This window comes from Nocardia sp. NPDC006044, assembly GCF_042871115.1.
GTDB lineage: Bacteria > Actinomycetota > Actinomycetes > Mycobacteriales > Mycobacteriaceae > Nocardia.
The window spans coordinates 2624238-2639953 of record NZ_JBIAID010000001.1; the positions used below are offsets into that span (position 1 = coordinate 2624238).

11 protein-coding genes are annotated in these 15716 nt (G+C 69.5%); 8 read left to right on the plus strand and 3 right to left on the minus strand.

Annotation, left to right across the window (positions count from 1 at the left end):
• Positions 1-220 precede the first annotated feature (220 nt).
• Positions 221-1273 carry an adenosine deaminase gene (gene add, locus ACFYO1_RS12315; RefSeq protein WP_387229843.1) on the plus strand — a complete coding sequence of 351 codons (1053 nt, stop codon included), beginning with the start codon at positions 221-223 and terminating at the stop codon, positions 1271-1273.
• Positions 1274-1277: 4 nt separating this feature from the next.
• Positions 1278-2576, plus strand: coding sequence for an ABC1 kinase family protein (locus tag ACFYO1_RS12320; RefSeq protein ID WP_387229845.1), 1299 nt, complete (start codon positions 1278-1280; stop codon positions 2574-2576).
• Here the strand turns inward: ACFYO1_RS12320 and ACFYO1_RS12325 are convergent.
• Positions 2563-3216, minus strand: a complete 654-nt coding sequence (locus tag ACFYO1_RS12325; RefSeq protein WP_387229847.1) for a PQQ-binding-like beta-propeller repeat protein — start codon at positions 3214-3216, stop codon at positions 2563-2565. The genes ACFYO1_RS12320 and ACFYO1_RS12325 overlap by 14 nt on opposite strands.
• A 59-nt stretch (positions 3217-3275) precedes the next feature.
• On the opposite strand from ACFYO1_RS12325, the gene ACFYO1_RS12330 reads away from it, so the two are divergent.
• The 6 genes from ACFYO1_RS12330 to ACFYO1_RS12355 all read left to right on the plus strand — a co-directional run bounded on the left by ACFYO1_RS12330 (position 3276) and on the right by ACFYO1_RS12355 (position 9326).
• The gene (locus ACFYO1_RS12330; protein WP_387229849.1) at positions 3276-3998 is read left to right on the plus strand and encodes a crotonobetainyl-CoA--carnitine CoA-transferase; all 723 of its coding nucleotides are present in this window, start codon (positions 3276-3278) and stop codon (positions 3996-3998) included.
• A gap of 13 nt (positions 3999-4011) precedes the next feature.
• Positions 4012-5331: an aminotransferase class V-fold PLP-dependent enzyme gene (locus ACFYO1_RS12335; protein WP_387229851.1), complete on the plus strand. Its 1320-nt coding sequence runs from the start codon at positions 4012-4014 to the stop codon at positions 5329-5331.
• A gap of 13 nt (positions 5332-5344) precedes the next feature.
• Entirely contained in the window at positions 5345-6214 is an 870-nt protein-coding gene (locus ACFYO1_RS12340; RefSeq protein WP_387229853.1) for a class I SAM-dependent methyltransferase, read from the plus strand.
• Positions 6215-6219: 5 nt separating this feature from the next.
• Entirely contained in the window at positions 6220-7347 is a 1128-nt protein-coding gene (locus ACFYO1_RS12345; RefSeq protein WP_387229855.1) for a trans-sulfuration enzyme family protein, read from the plus strand.
• Positions 7347-8261 (plus strand): homocysteine S-methyltransferase family protein, encoded by a 915-nt coding sequence (locus ACFYO1_RS12350; protein WP_387229857.1) that lies wholly within the window; start codon positions 7347-7349, stop codon positions 8259-8261. The genes ACFYO1_RS12345 and ACFYO1_RS12350 overlap by 1 nt, the downstream gene beginning before the upstream one ends.
• A 363-nt stretch (positions 8262-8624) precedes the next feature.
• On the plus strand, positions 8625-9326 hold the full coding sequence (locus ACFYO1_RS12355; RefSeq protein ID WP_387229859.1) for a winged helix-turn-helix transcriptional regulator: 702 nt from the start codon (positions 8625-8627) through the stop codon (positions 9324-9326).
• Between the two features lie 24 nt (positions 9327-9350).
• On the opposite strand, the gene ACFYO1_RS12360 is transcribed toward ACFYO1_RS12355, so the two are convergent.
• Positions 9351-9830 carry an acyl-CoA thioesterase gene (locus tag ACFYO1_RS12360; protein ID WP_387229861.1) on the minus strand — a complete coding sequence of 160 codons (480 nt, stop codon included), beginning with the start codon at positions 9828-9830 and terminating at the stop codon, positions 9351-9353.
• 3 nt (positions 9831-9833) lie between these two features.
• The gene (locus ACFYO1_RS12365) at positions 9834-15713 is read right to left on the minus strand and encodes an SDR family NAD(P)-dependent oxidoreductase (protein WP_387229863.1); all 5880 of its coding nucleotides are present in this window, start codon (positions 15711-15713) and stop codon (positions 9834-9836) included.
• Positions 15714-15716 lie beyond the last annotated feature (3 nt).

Genomic DNA, 15716 nt, shown 5'->3' on the forward strand with positions numbered 1-15716 from the left:
ACATAAGTTTTCTGCTCTTTTGAGGGTCTGCGCGTTTTAAAAACGTTCCTCTCGCCTGGATGGCTACATAAAGCTATGGTGGATATTGCGGAGGTCATCCAGAGTCCGATCCGGGCTCGGCGGCGCACCGCCAGATCTCGTATGCCACTGCCGGCCAGGAGGTTTCGGATGGTCACGCCCGTGCACGACGGAGCAGGCCGTTAGCGCGGGTGGTGCTCCGATGAACGGCAACGGGCGGTCGGTCACGGCATTCCTCGCGGCGCTGCCGAAGGTGGAATTGCATGTACACCTGCTGGGTTCGGCGGCGGTGGACACGGTGGCCGAATTGGCCGGCCTGCGACCGGAGGCCGGGGTGCCCGCCGACCCGGCCGAATTGCGCCGGTATTACCGATTCACCGACTTCGCGCATTTCATCGAGGTGTACACCGCGGTCAACAAGCTGGTCACCGGCGGCCCCGCGCTGGTGCGGCTGGTGACCGGGCTCGGCGACCAGCTGGCGGCGGACAATGTGCGGTATGCCGAGGTGACGGTCACCCCGCTGTCGCATCTGCGCATGGGTATCGCGGCCGCCGAGCTCGCCGAGGCATTGTCGATCGGCCGCCGTCTGGTCGCCGAATGCCATGGCATCCACCTGAATTGGATATTCGACGTGTCCGCTGACGACGGCGTTTCCGGCGCCTTCGCCACGCTGGACTGGATCCTGCGCCACCAGCCCGCCGGAACAGTCGGGTTCGGGCTGGGTGGTCCGGAACGCGGTGCGCCGCGCCGGCTGTTCCGCGCCGCGTTCGAGCGGGCGCGAGCCCATGGACTGCACGCCGTCCCGCATGCGGGGGAGACCTCCGATGCCGGTGAGATCTGGTCTGCCATCCGCGATCTGGGCGCGGAACGGATCGGGCACGGTATTCGCGCGGTGACCGAACCCGGGCTGCTCGCCTACCTGGCGGATCGCAACATCACCCTCGAGGTCTGTCCGTCGTCGAACGTGCGCACCGGCGCGGTGCGCACGCTCGACGAGCATCCGCTGCCCGCCCTACTGGCCGCCGGTGTCCCGGTCACGCTCGGCGCCGACGATCCGGGGATGTTCGGCACGTCGCTGAACACCGAATACCAGCTGTGCCACGACCGGCTCGGCATCTCGGTCGCCGCGCTCGTGGACACGGTGGCGGTGGGAATCGACGCGGCATTCTGCCCGGCGCCCGTGGCCCGCGAGATCCGGCGCGACCTCGCCGCGTCGGTTCATCGGTTCGATCGACAGCAGAGAATAGGGAGTTGAGCCCATGCCAGCACGATTCGCGCTCATGCTGCGGGCGGCGCGCGTCGCCGGCACCGTTGTCGCAGTAGGCATTCCGGCGATTCCGGGTGGCGTGATCCGGCGGTGGCGATACGGCCCGGCGGCCGGCCGCCAGCATGTCTATCACCGGCTGGTCGCGCTGCTGATGCTGCTCGGACCGACCTTCGTCAAGGCGGGGCAGGTGCTCGGCACCCGCCGTGATCTGCTGCCGCCCGCGCTGTGCGACGAACTGTCGCTGCTGCAGGATTCGGTCGCGCCCTTGGACGCGGCGCACACCGCGATCGCCCTGGCCGAGGCCTACGGCGCCGACGCGGAGGACGTTTTCGCCTCGCTCGACGCGCGACCGGTCGCGTCCGGCAGCGTCGCCTCGGTGTACCGGGCGCGGCTGCGCTCGGGACAGGAGGTGGCGATCAAACTGCGCAGGCCCGGCATCGAGCGGATCATGTCCGCGGACCTCGCGCTGATCCGGGGCGGCGCGGCATTCGTCGCGCGCCTACCGGTTTTCCGCGGCGTGCCGGTCGAGGAGGTCGTCGCGAACATGGCCGGCGCCATCCTCGGGCAGCTCGACTTCGAACGCGAGGCGGACAACCTGCGGCGGTTACGCAAGAACCTCGCCGAGGTGCCGCGGGTCTGGGTGCCGAAGGTCTATCCGGAGGCCTGCCGTCCCCGGTGCATCGTGATGGAGTTCATCCCGGGCCTGGCGGTGGACACGGCCGGGCGGTGTTCGCCGGCCGCCCGCCGGCGCTTCGCGGCGTCCGGCATGGCCGCGATGTATCAGATGCTGTTCGTCGACGGATTCGTGCACTGCGACATGCATCCCGGCAATCTCTACTTCACCCGCAGCGCCCAGGTCGTGGTGCTGGACGCGGGTTTCAGCGTCCAGCTGACCGACCGGCTGCGGCGCTTGTTCGCGGAGTTCTTCATGAACATGGCGATCGGTCGCGGGCAGCACGCCGCCGAGATCGTGATCCAGAGTGCGGCCGAGATCGCCGCGGACGCCGATCTCGACGGTTTCACGGTGCGGATGGCCGATCTCGTCGAGCGCAGCCACGGGCAGCCGGCCAGCGAGTTCAGCCTGATCGCGTTCGCCATGGAGATGTTCGACCTGCAGCGCCGCTTCGGCATCAACGCCGCGCCCGAGCTGATCTTCCCGCTGCTGTCGCTGCTGGTGATCGAGGGGACCATCCGGGAGCTCGACCCGGACCTGGATTTCCAGGAGGCGGCCAAGCCGCAGCTCATGCGCGGCCTGTTCGGCACCGACGGCGGCCGTTCTACGCTCGATTGACCAGCACGGCGTCGAGTTCGACGGCGCGCAGCGCGCGTGCGGGGAAGTCGCAGTACCAGAGATGTCTTCCGGCCCAGGTCATTCCGGTCGGCCGGCCGGGGACGCGGACCGCGCCGACCTGCTCGCCGGTGCGCGCGTCGAGCGCCCGCACCATCGAATCGCCGTAGTCGCCGTGCAGCACCAGGCCGTCGGCATAGGTAAGGCCGGAGGGGGATTCGCCGCCCGCCGGGTACTCGCGTTCGATCTCCATGGTCGCGTAGTTCCGCAACTGCACGACGGTCGGCCCGCGCAGGCACATCCACAGGCCCTCCGGGCCGAACTCGATCCCGGTCAGCCGGCCGCTGCGCGGGAGCACCTCCTTCTCTCCGGCGGATTCGCCGGTTTCCGGGTCGATGAGCACGAGCCGTTTCGGGTGCCCGCCGACCTGGAGCAGCCGGGTGCCGTCGTAGGCGAGGTCCGCGCGCACGCGGGCACAGGCCCAGGATCGAGTGACCGTTCCGTCGGCCGGGTCGATGGCGAAGATCGTCCGCGCGTCCTGGTCGGAGTGCCACAGCATCGAGCCGTCCCAGGTGAGGCCGCACAGATAGGCGGTGGGCGCGGGCAGCGTCCGCGCGACGGGCGCGAATTCACGGTAGGTCATCTCGATCTCCCTGGCCTGGCGACAATCTCGCTTCAAGAATATATTGTGAACGAGGGGTGATGTTGATGGAAGTCGAGCTGGCCGATCTTGCGCAGACCTACGTCGATCGCCACTGGCCCTCGGGCGGGTACCGGATCGCCTCGCCGGCCACCTTCACCCTCGACTGGGACGAGGACTATTGCCGCCGGGTGGCCGCGTATTTCGAGCAGGCTCCGCGACTGGCCTACGCCACCTCGCTCGCCCGGCGCTACCACCGGTTCAAGCGGGAGAACCTGCAGCAGTACCGGGTGGTCGCCGATGCCGGGATCAGGGTGCGACCCTGGTTGGCCGCCGGGCAGCCCTATCGGAGTTCGGCCGAGCTGCGTGCGTCCGTCCGGACAACCGGTGAGCTGTACGTTTACCTGACGAGCTCCGGGCACGGCCCGGAGCTCGCCGAGGGTTTCCACCCGATGCTGGAACCGTCCGGCCTCGTGGTCGAGGGCGTCGAATTCAGCCACAACGACGTGTTCCGGGTCGTGCACGACGTCTTCGGCCACGTGATGTCCGGTCGCGGTTTCTCCGCGCGCGGAGAGTTCGGGGCCGCCTTCTGTCATATGGGGATGTACTCCGCGGACGTGCATCCGGTGCTGTTCACCGAGCAGATCGCGCAGATCTGCTGGTTCTTCTTCGGCCCGCGCGCGGCCGAGCGCCGGTACCCGCCGCAGAAGGTGTTCGAGTTCCCCGCCCGCTATCTGGCCGAGTTCCGGAACCTGTTCAACCCTAGGCAAACTAACTTCATTTAGATATGGTTATCTAATGACTGATCTGGTGAGTAATGGGAAGATCAGCCCTTCGATTCTGGGGGAGTCCGTTCGCCGGGACTTTCCGATCCTGGAGCAACGCTTCGGCCCGAATCCGCTGGTCTACCTGGACAATGCGGCGACCGCGCAGAAACCGCGGGCCGTGCTGGACGCGATGGTGAACTACTACACCGGCCTGAACAGCAATATCGGCCGGGGCTACTACCAGCTCAGTATGGCCGCGACCGATGCTTATGAGGCGGCCCGCGACACCGTTCGGCGCGCGATCAACGCGGAGCACGCCGACGAGGTGGTGTTCACCCCCGGCACGACCGCGGCGGTCAACCTGCTCGCCGATACCTTCGGCCGGTCGATCGTTACCGCGGAAGACCAGGTCGTCGTCACCGGCATGGAGCACAACTCCAACATGCTGCCGTGGCGAAGGCTGTGCGAGAGCACCGGCGCCGAACTCGTCGTCGTCCCGGTCGGTGCCGGCGGGCGAGTAGCCCTCGACCGGTTCGCCGCGGCGCTCGGACCGCGGGTCCGGCTCGCCGCCGTCGCGCAGGTGTCCAATGTGCTCGGCACGGTCAACCCCGTCCGGGACATGATCGCCGCGGCCCACCGGCACGGAATTCCGGTGCTCGTCGACGGCGCCCAGGCGGTGCCGCACCGGCCGGTGGACGTGCGCGACCTCGGCGCCGACTTCTACTGCTTCTCCGGGCACAAGATCTACGGCCCGATGGGCATCGGCGTGCTGTACGGCAAGCGGGAGCTGCTGTCCCGGCTGGAGCCGTATCAGGTGGGCGGCGGCACCGTGAAAGGCGTGACCCTGGCGGAGCCGGTCGCCTATGTTCCGGTGCCTGCCCGGCTCGAGGCGGGCACGCCGCACATCGCGGGCGCGATCGGACTGGCCGCGGCGTTCGATTATGTCCACGGCCTCGGGTGGGACGCCGTCCAGCGGCACGACGACCTTCTGGTGGAGGCCACTGTCGAAGCCCTGCAAGGCATTTCGCGGGTCCGGATCATCGGCGATCCGGCGGCCCAGCCGAGCGGGATCGTCTCGTTCGTCGTCGACGGTATCCACCCCTACGATGTTGGCGGCCACCTCGATCGGCACGGGGTAGCGGTGCGCAGCGGGGTGCATTGCGCCAACCTGTTCATCGACACCTTCGGCGAGGTCGGCACCGTTCGGTTGTCGTTCGCGGTGTACAACACCGAAGCCGAGATCGAGGTGGTCCGGCGGGCACTCACGACCGTGCGGCCCGGTTTCTGGACGCACGAGCACCCCACCGAACGTTTCCTGGCGACCGAGCCGTCCCCCGAGAACCAGCACTGACGGGACACGTGTCATGGCGAGTGCCGAATTCGATCCGGTGAACTTCAAACACCTGCAACGAGCCAACTGGAACGCGATCAGCGCAGGCTGGATGTCCTGCGCGGCCGACTTCGACACCGGCGGCGCGCCGGTGACCGCCAAGTTGCTCGAACTCGCCGGAGTGCGGCCGGGCCAGCGGGTGCTCGACGTCGGTACCGGCACGGGCGAACCGGCGCTGTCCGCCGCCGCGATCGTCGGCGCGTCCGGAGCGGTCACCGGGATCGACCTCGCCCCGGACATGATCAGCCGGGCCCGCGATCGCGCACGCGGCAAGGGCAACCTCGAATTCGTGGTCGGCGACGTCGAATCGCTGGACTTTCCGGCCGCGTCGTTCGACGCCGTGCTCAGCCGCTGGGGCTTGATGTTCGCGGTCGACCGGGTCGAGATGTTCCGGTCGCTGGCACGGGTGCTGGTCCCCGGTGGCCTGCTCGCCGCCGCCGTGTGGGCCGGTCCGGCGGACGTGCCGATGATGTCGCTCGGCTTCCAGGTGATCGCCCGGCGACTCGAACTACCGCCCGCGCCACCGGGAGCGCCGGGGCCGTTCAGCATGAGCGACCCGGACACCGTCGGCGCCGAGCTGGCGAAGGCGGGTTTCGGCGATGTCGAGGTGACCGTGTTCCGGGTGCCGTTCGTGCTCGAATCCCCGCGGCGTTTCATCGAATTCAACAAGGTGGTCATTCCGCCGGGCCTGAAGACCATGCTGCGGGAGCGCTTCGGCAGTGCCGACGATCCGGAGACCTGGGCGGCCGTGGGCGAGGCCGTCGAGCCCTACCGCAGACCCGAGGGCACGGTCGCCCTGCCGAGCAAGGCCCTGCTGCTGCGGGCCGTCGCGCCGATCGGCTGACCGGCATGCGCTTCGACACCAGGCTCGTGCACAGCGGGCAGCGGTCCGCGCCCGGCACCGGCGACATCGTGCCGCCGATCCATGTCGCCACCACCTACGATCGCTTCGCGCAGGAACCGTTGCGGCTCTTCTACTCTCGTGGGGAGAACCCGACCAGGCAGGCGCTGGAAGAATGCCTTGCCGCGTTGGAAGACGCGCGATTCTGCGCGGTCTTCTCCTCGGGGCAGGCGGCCGCCACCACGGTGTTGTCCCTCCTATCGACCGGGCAGCGCGTGGTGTCCTCCGATGACGTGTACGGCGGTACCTACGCGTTGTTCTCGACGTTGAGCCGATTCGGGATCCAGGTCGACTACGCGGATCTGAGCGATCCGGCCGAGGCACGGCGCGCGCTGGCGACCGACGCCGCGCTGGTGTGGGTGGAAACGCCGAGCAACCCGTTGCTGAAGATCGCGGATGTGGCCGAGATCGGCCGGCTGGCCCATGCGCGGGGCGCGGTGGTGGTGGTCGACAACACCTTCGCCAGTCCGGCCCTGCAGCGTCCGCTGGAGTTGGGCGCGGACGTAAGTCTTTACAGCACAACCAAATTCATCGCGGGCCACGCCGACGTGCTCGGCGGCGCGCTGGTGTGCGACGACGCGGAGCTGCACGCCCGGTTCGCCGAACATCGGACGGTGACCGGCGGCGTACCCGGCGGGCTGGACTGCTATCTGGTGCATCGCGGCGTGAAGACGCTGTCCCTGCGGGTCGCCCGCCAGACTGCCACCGCGCGCGCGATCGCCGAGGAGCTCTGCGATCGGCCCGCCGTCATCGACGTGCGTTACCCGGGGCTACCGCAGCATCCCCAGTACCGCCTGGCCGGCCGGCAGATGTCGGGTCCGGGCTCGATCATCGGTTTCCGCTACCGCGGCGATCCCGAGAAGCTGATGGCGAGAACCCAACTGTTCGCCTGCGCGGTGAGCCTCGGCGGCGTGCGCTCGCTGATCGAGTGCCCCGCGTTGATGACGCACCGGCCCATACCGCGGGCGATCCGGCAGGCGGCCGGAATCACCGACGACCTGATTCGGCTCTCTGTCGGGATCGAGGATCCGGCCGATCTGGTCGCGGATCTGACCACTGCGCTGGAAGGTGACTGATGACGAATTCCCTTGATATCCAAGGAGTCCGGCTGCTCGACGGCGGCATCGCGACGGAGCTGCAACGCGCGGGATTGCCGGTGCGCCCGCCGTGGTGGACCTCGGGGGCCGTGCTCACCGACGCGAAGCGGGGCGTGCTCCAGTCGGTGCACGAGGCGTATCTCGCCGCCGGGGCGCAGGTGATCACGGCGAACACCTTCCGGGCCAACCTGCGCGCCCTGCGGCAGACCAAGCTCGACGAGGCGGGCTGGGCCTGGATGGTGCACGCCGCCGTCGGTGTCGCCGGTGCCGCGCGGAAACAGGCCGGTGTGCTCGACGCGCAGATCGCCGGCTCGATCGGGCCGGTCGAAGACTGCTATCGACCGGATCTGGTGCCCTCCGACGAGGAACTGCGGGCCGAGCACGGCTGGCTGGTGCGCGAGCTCTCGCGGGCCGGGGTGGACCTGTTCCTGATCGAGACGATGAACACCATTCGCGAGGCCCGGATCGCGCTGGCGCAGGTGCTGTCCGCGGGCGGGCGGGCGTGGGTGTCGTTCGTCTGCGCGGACGACGCGACACTGCTGTCCGGGGAGCCGCTGACCGGTGCGGTGCACGCGGTGCAACGCGACGGGGCCGAGGCCGTTCTGATCAACTGCACCTCACCGCAGGCCACGGAGGTGGCGCTGCGGGTGCTGTGCCGCGGCCGGGCGGGGCTGATCGGGGCTTATCCGAATATCGAGGACCGGACCGGCTTGCCGGACCGCCAGCATGTCGATCGCGCCCTGTCGCCGGCATTGACCCCGGACGAGTTCGCGGAACTGGCCGCGCGCTGGACCGCCGACTACGGCTTGGACATCATCGGCGGATGTTGCGGCACCACGCCGGCGCACCTCGAGTCCGCGCACAAACTGCTGAGCGCGGCAGTCGGGACGTGAGGATTCGGCGCGACCCGCGGCGGCGCGTCGTCAATGTTGCTATACATTAAAATATTATTACGATAAAGATGTGCTGCGGACTGTCGGGCGACGGTCCGCGGGCATCTCCGTAGCTGGCGCTGTGACCCGGGCGGACCTGGGGAGCGTCGGCCGTCCGCCTTCCACCCCAGCGTCGAAGTGTTATTTCCGGATGGCATGAGTTCCGCGGGGCCGCTTGTGGCCAACCCTGGTTCAGCATTGAAACACCGATAGCTCAGACGGTACTGACCGACGGGTAGGTGGCCGCAGCAACCGAAGGGAAACATTTAACGTAGTATCGGTGTCACTAGGAAGTTGTAGTGATCCGACACTCGAGGTACTCACATGGGAACGAAGCGCTACGCGCAACTGTGTGCGGTCGCGGCCGCGCTCGACCTCGTCGGCGAGCGCTGGACCCTGCTGATCATCCGCGACCTCACGACCGGCCCGAAGCGATACAACCAGCTGCTCGAAGAGACGCTGGTGGGCATCGGGCCGAACCTGCTCGCGGCCCGGTTGCAGATGCTCACCGAACACGGGGTGATCCAGCGTGAGCCCGTACCCGGTGACGGCCGCGGTGTTCAATACCGACTGACCGCCAGCGGTGAAGCGCTCAGACCGGTGATCATCGGGCTGGCGTCATGGGGTCTGTCGCACATCTCCTCCTACGAGCAGGACGGGCTCGTCCGCTCCGAGTGGGGCAGATTGGCATTGGAGGCGATGATCAGCGTCGGGCCGCCGCCCGAGGTCGACGAGTCCTACGAGTTCCGGATCGGCGACGAGGTGTTCCACGTGCTGTGCGAGGACCGCACGGCGCGCGTCGTGGACGGACCGACACCGGATGAACCGGTACTCGTGGTCACCGCCGACCCGGAGACGTTCATCCGGATCGGCACCGAGCAGCTCGGCATCCTCGACGCGATGCTGTCCGGAAGCCTGACGGTCAGCGGCGATTCGACCTCGCTGACCCGCTGCCTCCGGCTGCTCGACCTCGAACTCACCTCGACGGCGCAGGCCGCGTCCGAGGCCCATGCCGACGTCTCCTGACCGCGTCAGCCGATCGTCCATGACTCAGTCGGCCCGGCGGCCGGCCAGGACGCGCCGGTCGTTTCCCCGCTGGCCGGGCTCGGCATACAGCTCGAGCGCGCGCCGCAGGCTCTCGGGTACCCGGGTCGGCTCCACCCGAGTTCCGTTGGCGCGCATGCAGGCGACGCGCTGACGTCCCCGGGCCACCAGGTGCTCGCCGCCGGTCTGGTCGTCGACCTCGAGGTAGGCGAATTCGAACTCGATCTGCGTCTGGGTGAGGTCGACCAGGGTCATCCGGATGGTGAGGCGCTGGAACGCGGTCAGTTCGGCGAAGTACTCACACTCGCACTTGATCGTGAAAAGCTTGAGATCGCGGTGGATCTCGTCGAGCACGTCGGGCGCGTGCTCCATCAGGAACAGCTCCCGGCAGCGCCCCTGCCAGCGAAAGTAGTGCACGAAATAGACGTTGCCGACCAGGTTGGTCTCCTCGAAGCCGACGGTGTGGGAGATCTCGTAAAAGCGCACGTATCAACCTTTCTCGGTCACCGAGAACACCACCGGCCGGAGTGCCGGTAACGCCAGGGTGGTGCTGAAGGACCAGACGACGTCGGTGCCGTGGCGCAGCGCCAGCCAGCCGTCGGCCGCGGCCCGGTGGTCCAGGGTCAGTCGCGGCCTGGTGACCGTGACGCCGAGCTTCGTCACCGCTTCGCGCGCGCTCCAGACCCTGGTCGCGGCGGTGTCGAACGACTCGCCGGCCGCCCGGCCGCACAGCTCCGCCAGCGCGACCCCCGAATTGCCCAGCAGCCCGGTCCATTGCGCCCGCGTGCGGGCCTGGACCGGTTCGAGGTCGCAGCCGACCGGGCAGGCGGCGACCGCGGCGACGGTGAGACCGGCGGCGTGCGAGAAGCTCGCGTGTCCGTCCGGTATTTCCGGCCGCCCGTCGGCGCGATGCCGCAGCGCCACCGCACGTCCGAGGGCAGCGGCCAGCGCGCGTCGAGTGGCGTTGCGGCGCAAGGAGATACCTGGATCGTCGGCGACGGGAACCGGCGGCTGGTCGCGCACGATCGCCAACTGCACCGGCGAGCTCAGCAGGCTGTCGAGACGCCGTTGCAGGTGCGGGCCGAGCAGCTCGGGGACCCACCCGGACGGTGCCGCGATCGGCGCGACCGCGAAGAGTTCGAGCGCCTCCCAGATCGCGACGACCGCGCCGCGCTCGTCGCGCACGATGACGTCGTAGATATACGTCGATTGTTCGTGCGACCGTTCCCGCGCGGCCAGCACGACGGTCCGGACATCGGGCGCTATCGGCAGCGACAGCACGCGGGCCACCTTCGCCGGCAGCAGCGTCGCGTCGGGCACGCAGACCTGTATGGCGTGCATGAACGCGTCGCGGGCCGCCGGGTCGTCCAGCACCAGCGATTTCGGCAACATCGGCGAGAACCAGCGCTGCTCGCGGACGCTGATCCGGGCTACGCATTGCCGGGCGGACAGCTGACGATAGTCCTCGACCGACCGGAACATGTTCCCGTGGAACATGATTCGGTCGTAGAAGTCGGTGTCGATCGCCATGCCCAGGCCGGACGGCGCGGTCGCGGCGGTGTGCGCGAATTCGGCCAGCCGCTCCAGTGGTTCGGTCGCCGGTACCGTGCCGGCCTCGGCGATGTCACCGGGTTGCCGTGCGTGCCGGCAGACGCCGCGGAAATGGTCGAGCTGAAAGCCGGTGGTGTCCGACCGGATCGACACCCGGACGGAGTCGCCGGAGCGCAGCGCGGCGACCCGGATCGTGGTGACCCGGTCCGGCGCCGCGACGATCGGCCGGAGGAATTCGAGATCGTGCAACTGCACCGGGCGCTGTTCGCCGAACAGCGCCGTGGCGGCCTGCGCCATCGCCTCCATGCCCATCACCGCGGGGAACAACGCGTCGCGGGCGAATTGATGATCGGCGAGATAGGGGTCGGTCGCCGTCGAGAGGTCGGCGTCGGCGATCAGCTCGATCCACGGGACGTGCAGGCGCGGACGCTCCAGGAACCGCAGCAGCGGCAGCTCGGTGTCGTCGAAGCGGATCGTCGGCAGGCCCCCGGTTCTGCCGACCACGACCACGCTGGCCGGGCAGGCGGGGGTGCGCAGCAGATCCAGCAGCAGGTCCACCCCCAGGTCGGTCGGGATCGGCTCGATGCCCTCGCGGACAAGGGAATCCAGCACGCCGAGTCGTTCGCCCATCCCGGTTCCGGCCCAGACCGACCATTCGACGGTGAGGCACCGGCAGTCCGGCAGTTCGCCGGCGAGGGTGTCGATGGCGGAACGCAACCAGTCGTTGGCGAGCGCGTAATGCCCCTCGCCGCGCAGCCCCGCCCGGCCGATGATGCTGCCGAAGCCGACGACCAGCCGGAGCTCGGCCCGCTCGACCGATTCGAGCAGGTTGTGCAGGCCGCCGACCTTGGGCGCGATGGTGCGCGCCACGTGGTCACCGGTCAACGATCCGATGGCGGCGGGGGTGTTGATACCCGCGCCGTGCAGGATGCCGGTGACCGCGCCGAGTTCGCGGCGAATCGTGGCCATGGTGCCGGCGATCTGGACTCGGTCGGTCACGTCGGCGGCGTAATAGTGTGCGGTGACACCGGATTCGCGGAGCCGGGCCAGGTTGGCGGCGATCTCGGGATCGTCGGCGGGGGTGCGCGCGATGACCGCGAGCACGCATCCGGTCTGCTCGGCCAGCGCGACCGCGCATTCGGCGGTGATGCCCCGCACGCCGCCGGTGACCGCGACCACGTCGCCCGCGCCGAGGGGCAGATCGGCGGTGCCCAGCGCGAATTCGCGAAGCACCGGTTCGGTCCGGTTGCCCTCTCGGTCGTAGTGGACTTCGCGGAAGGTCGCGGTCGCGGCGATATCGGCGCACACCAGCCGCGCGGCCTGCTCCGGTGGCAGGGCGGGGGCCGGATGGACGACGGTGGTCCGGACGGCGGGCGCCTCCAGGTGCACCGTCTTGGCCAGCGCGGCGGCGGCGCGGCCGTCGTCGATCACGACCAGGCGCGACCCGGTGTCGATCGCCGATCGGGCCGCGGAAAGCATACGGTCGATGGCGATCTCGGCCGGTTCGCCGGTCGCCGCGCCGAGCCGCAGGAGCACCCCGTCGCCGAGGCGGGCGGTGTCGAGCTCGGGCCGGATGGCCGCGGCGAGCCGGTCGTCCGGCGGTGCGAACACCTGCCACGTTCCCGGTTCGCCGTCGCCACGGTCGGTGACCGCCGGCCCGGCCGCGGGGACCAGGTCGACTGTGAACGGCCGCACCCAGATATCGACGCCGGTCAGATCGTCCGGCTTCGCCGGCGCACCGTGCGCGGTCTTCGCGATGTCGTCGATCGCCTCGGCGAGCTGCGCGATGGTCGCGGTGGCCACGTTGGTGGTCGGTTCCAGTGCCTCGGCACCCAGCAGCTTGACCGCGTCCGCGACCAATTGGGTGATGGTGATGCTGCTCAAATGCAGGTCGTCCAGCGGGCAGATCTCCGGGGTGATCTCCTCGAGCGGGAGTTCGACGCGCTCGGCGATCAGCCGCCGCAACGTCGGCAGGGACGACGCCTCGTCGGACTGGGCCGGGCCGGGCCGATCGGCGACATCCGGCTGCACGACACCGTGCCCGTTGGACTGCGCCCGGGGGAGGAACGAGTCGTTCGGTGCTTGCTCGCAAGGACTTTCGAGGAAAACGAACTGCTTGTCGAGCGGGATGGTCCGGGTGAAGCGCTCGGCGGCGAACCCCTCCAGGTCGGGACGGGCGCCGAGCACATAGCAGGCGGCGAGGGTGCGCAGGATCCCGGCGACGGAGTTGCCGTCGGTGTCCATTGCGACCGCGGGCACCCCGGGGCAGACCTCGGCGGCCAGCGCCGACAGCGTCGAGCCCGGCCCCACCTCGACGAGCAGATCGCAGGTCTCCGCGAGCTGCGATAGCGCGTCGGCGAACCGGACCGGTGCGTGCACCTGACGCTCGAGCAGATCCGCGACCGTGCAACCGGGTTCCAGCGGGCCCGCGGTGACGGTCGAGAACACACCGGGCCGTTTGACCCGGCCGAGGTCGATCTCCTCGAGGTAGCGGCGGAAGGCGTGGGCGGCAGGCGCGACCAACGGCGAATGGAACGCGTGCGAAACCCGCAGTGTCCGGCATTGCATTCCGGCCGCGCGCGCACTCACCAGTACCACGTCGACGGCATTGGCCGGACCCGCGACCACCGTGTGTTTCGGCCCGTTGTATCCGGCGACCACCACGGGGCTGCCGTTCAGCAGGGTCGCGACCTGATCGGCGGCCGCGAAGATCGTGGCCATCGTGCCGGGCTCGGCCACGGCGGCGTTGTGCATGGCCGCGCCGCGGAAGGTCGCGGTGCGCACGAGCTCGGTCTCGTCGAACACCCCCGCCCAGTGCAGGGCGGTCAATTCCCCCAGGCTGTGCCCGACGCAGCCGACTACGTTCATGCCGACCGAATCGAGCACGCGCAATCCGGCCAGCGACGCCGTCACGATGCGCGGCTGCGCCTCCTCGGTCGCCTGCCCGCCGGCCCGCACGCCCACCTGCTGATACAGGTCGGCGACGGCGGCGAAGCGGCGAGCGGGTGCACCGCCGTCGCCCTGCCCGGGGGCGCCCTGCCCGGGAAACATCAGCCCGATGCGCGGCGCGGATCCCATTCCCGCGCCGAGGAATTGGCCGGTGCCCGGAGCGAACCAGTGCCGTTCGCCGGCGGCGAGGACGTCGGCCAGTTCGGTCAACCGGTCGGCGGCCTGGCGCTGATCGGCGGCGACCACCGCCGCTTTGATCGGTAGCCGGGAGTCGATCCGGATCAGTTCGGTGGCGAGATCGCCGAGCTCGGCGAACGAACAGCGCGCGGCGAGTGCGGCGACCGTGCGCAGCTTCGTCTCCAGCTCGCCCGGCGTCGCCGCGGACAAGACGAACAGTTCCGCGTCCTGCGCGCTACGGGCCAGGCGGGTACCGGCAGTGCGGGAGAGCGCGCGCGGTGGCAGTTGGCTCTCCAGCACGACATGGGCGTTGATGCCGCCGAACCCCAGCGACGAGACACCCGCCCGTCGCGTATTCGCGGACCGGGGTGTTCCGCCCGGGTCCGGCCATTCGAGGGCCTGGTCGGGGAGGCGGAGTCGATTCCCGGCGCCGCCGAGGACCGGATGGGCCCGGTCGGTTCCGGTGATCGGCGGAATGGTTCCGTGGTGCACGGCGAGTGCGGTCTTGATCAGCGCCGCGATCCCGGCCGCCGCCTTCGTGTGACCGATGTTGCCCTTGATCGATCCGACCGCCACCGGTGGCCGGTCCGCGCTCCGCGCGGCGACGGCCGTGTTGAACACCTCGAGCTCGGTCCGGTCACCGACCGTGGTGCCCGCACCGTGGCCCTCGAGATAGTCGACGGTGTCCGTTCCGAATCCGGCCATCCGGTAGGCGCGTTCGATGGCCCGCAGGTGGCCGTTGGCTTCGGGCCGGGTGATACCGCCGCGACCGTCCGAGGAGACGCCCCAGCCCGCGATCGTCGCGTAGATCCGCGCGCCCCGGGCGATCGCGTCCTGCTCGCGCTGCAACACCAGGATCCCGCAGCCCTCACCCGGCCAGAAGCCGTTCGATCGCTCGTCGTACACGCGCATTTCCGAGGTCGACAGGGCACCGGTTTTCGCGAAGCCGACCAGTTCGAACGGGTCGATGGACAGATCGACGCCACCGACGATCGCGGCGTCGAGATGACCCGCGAGCATGGCGTCACCGGCCTGCGTGATCGATAGCAGCGATGAGGAGCACGCGCCGTCGACGATGAAACCGCCACCGCCGAAATCGAAGTGGTTGCAGATGCGCCCGGCGATCGTGTTCGCCAGGCCGCCGGCCAGGCTGTCCTCGGTGATCGCCGGGAACGGCGCCTTGTAGTCCGCCTCGTACTCGTCGAGGAAGGCGGCGATCTCCGCCGCGGGCCTGCCGTTGCGGTGCAGTGCGGCAGCCAGGGTGCGGCGCACATACGGCCAGCGCAGCCGCATGCCCGACGCGCGGGTCATATCGCCGGTGAGCGTGTTGCCGAGGATGACGCCGGTGCGTTTGCGGTCCAAGCCTTCCCCCGCGGGAAAGCCGGCGTCGTCGAGCGCCGCCGCGGCGGTGTCCAGGGCCAGCCAGTGGACGATGTCGGTGGACCGGAAGGTCCCGGCGGACACCCGATGCCGGGCTCGATCGAAGGTCCAGCCCTCGATGACCGCCGCATGCGTCGCGTAGTGGCGGTCCGGCGCGGCGGGATCACTCGCGTAGTAGTCGGCCGCGTTCAGCCGGGCGGGTGGAACCGGCCGGAAGGCGCGCCGCCGGGCCAGGACGTTGTCCCAGAGCTGGGCCGGATTCGCGGCGTCGGGAAAACGGCACGCCATTCCTACGATCGCTAACCGAACCATCGG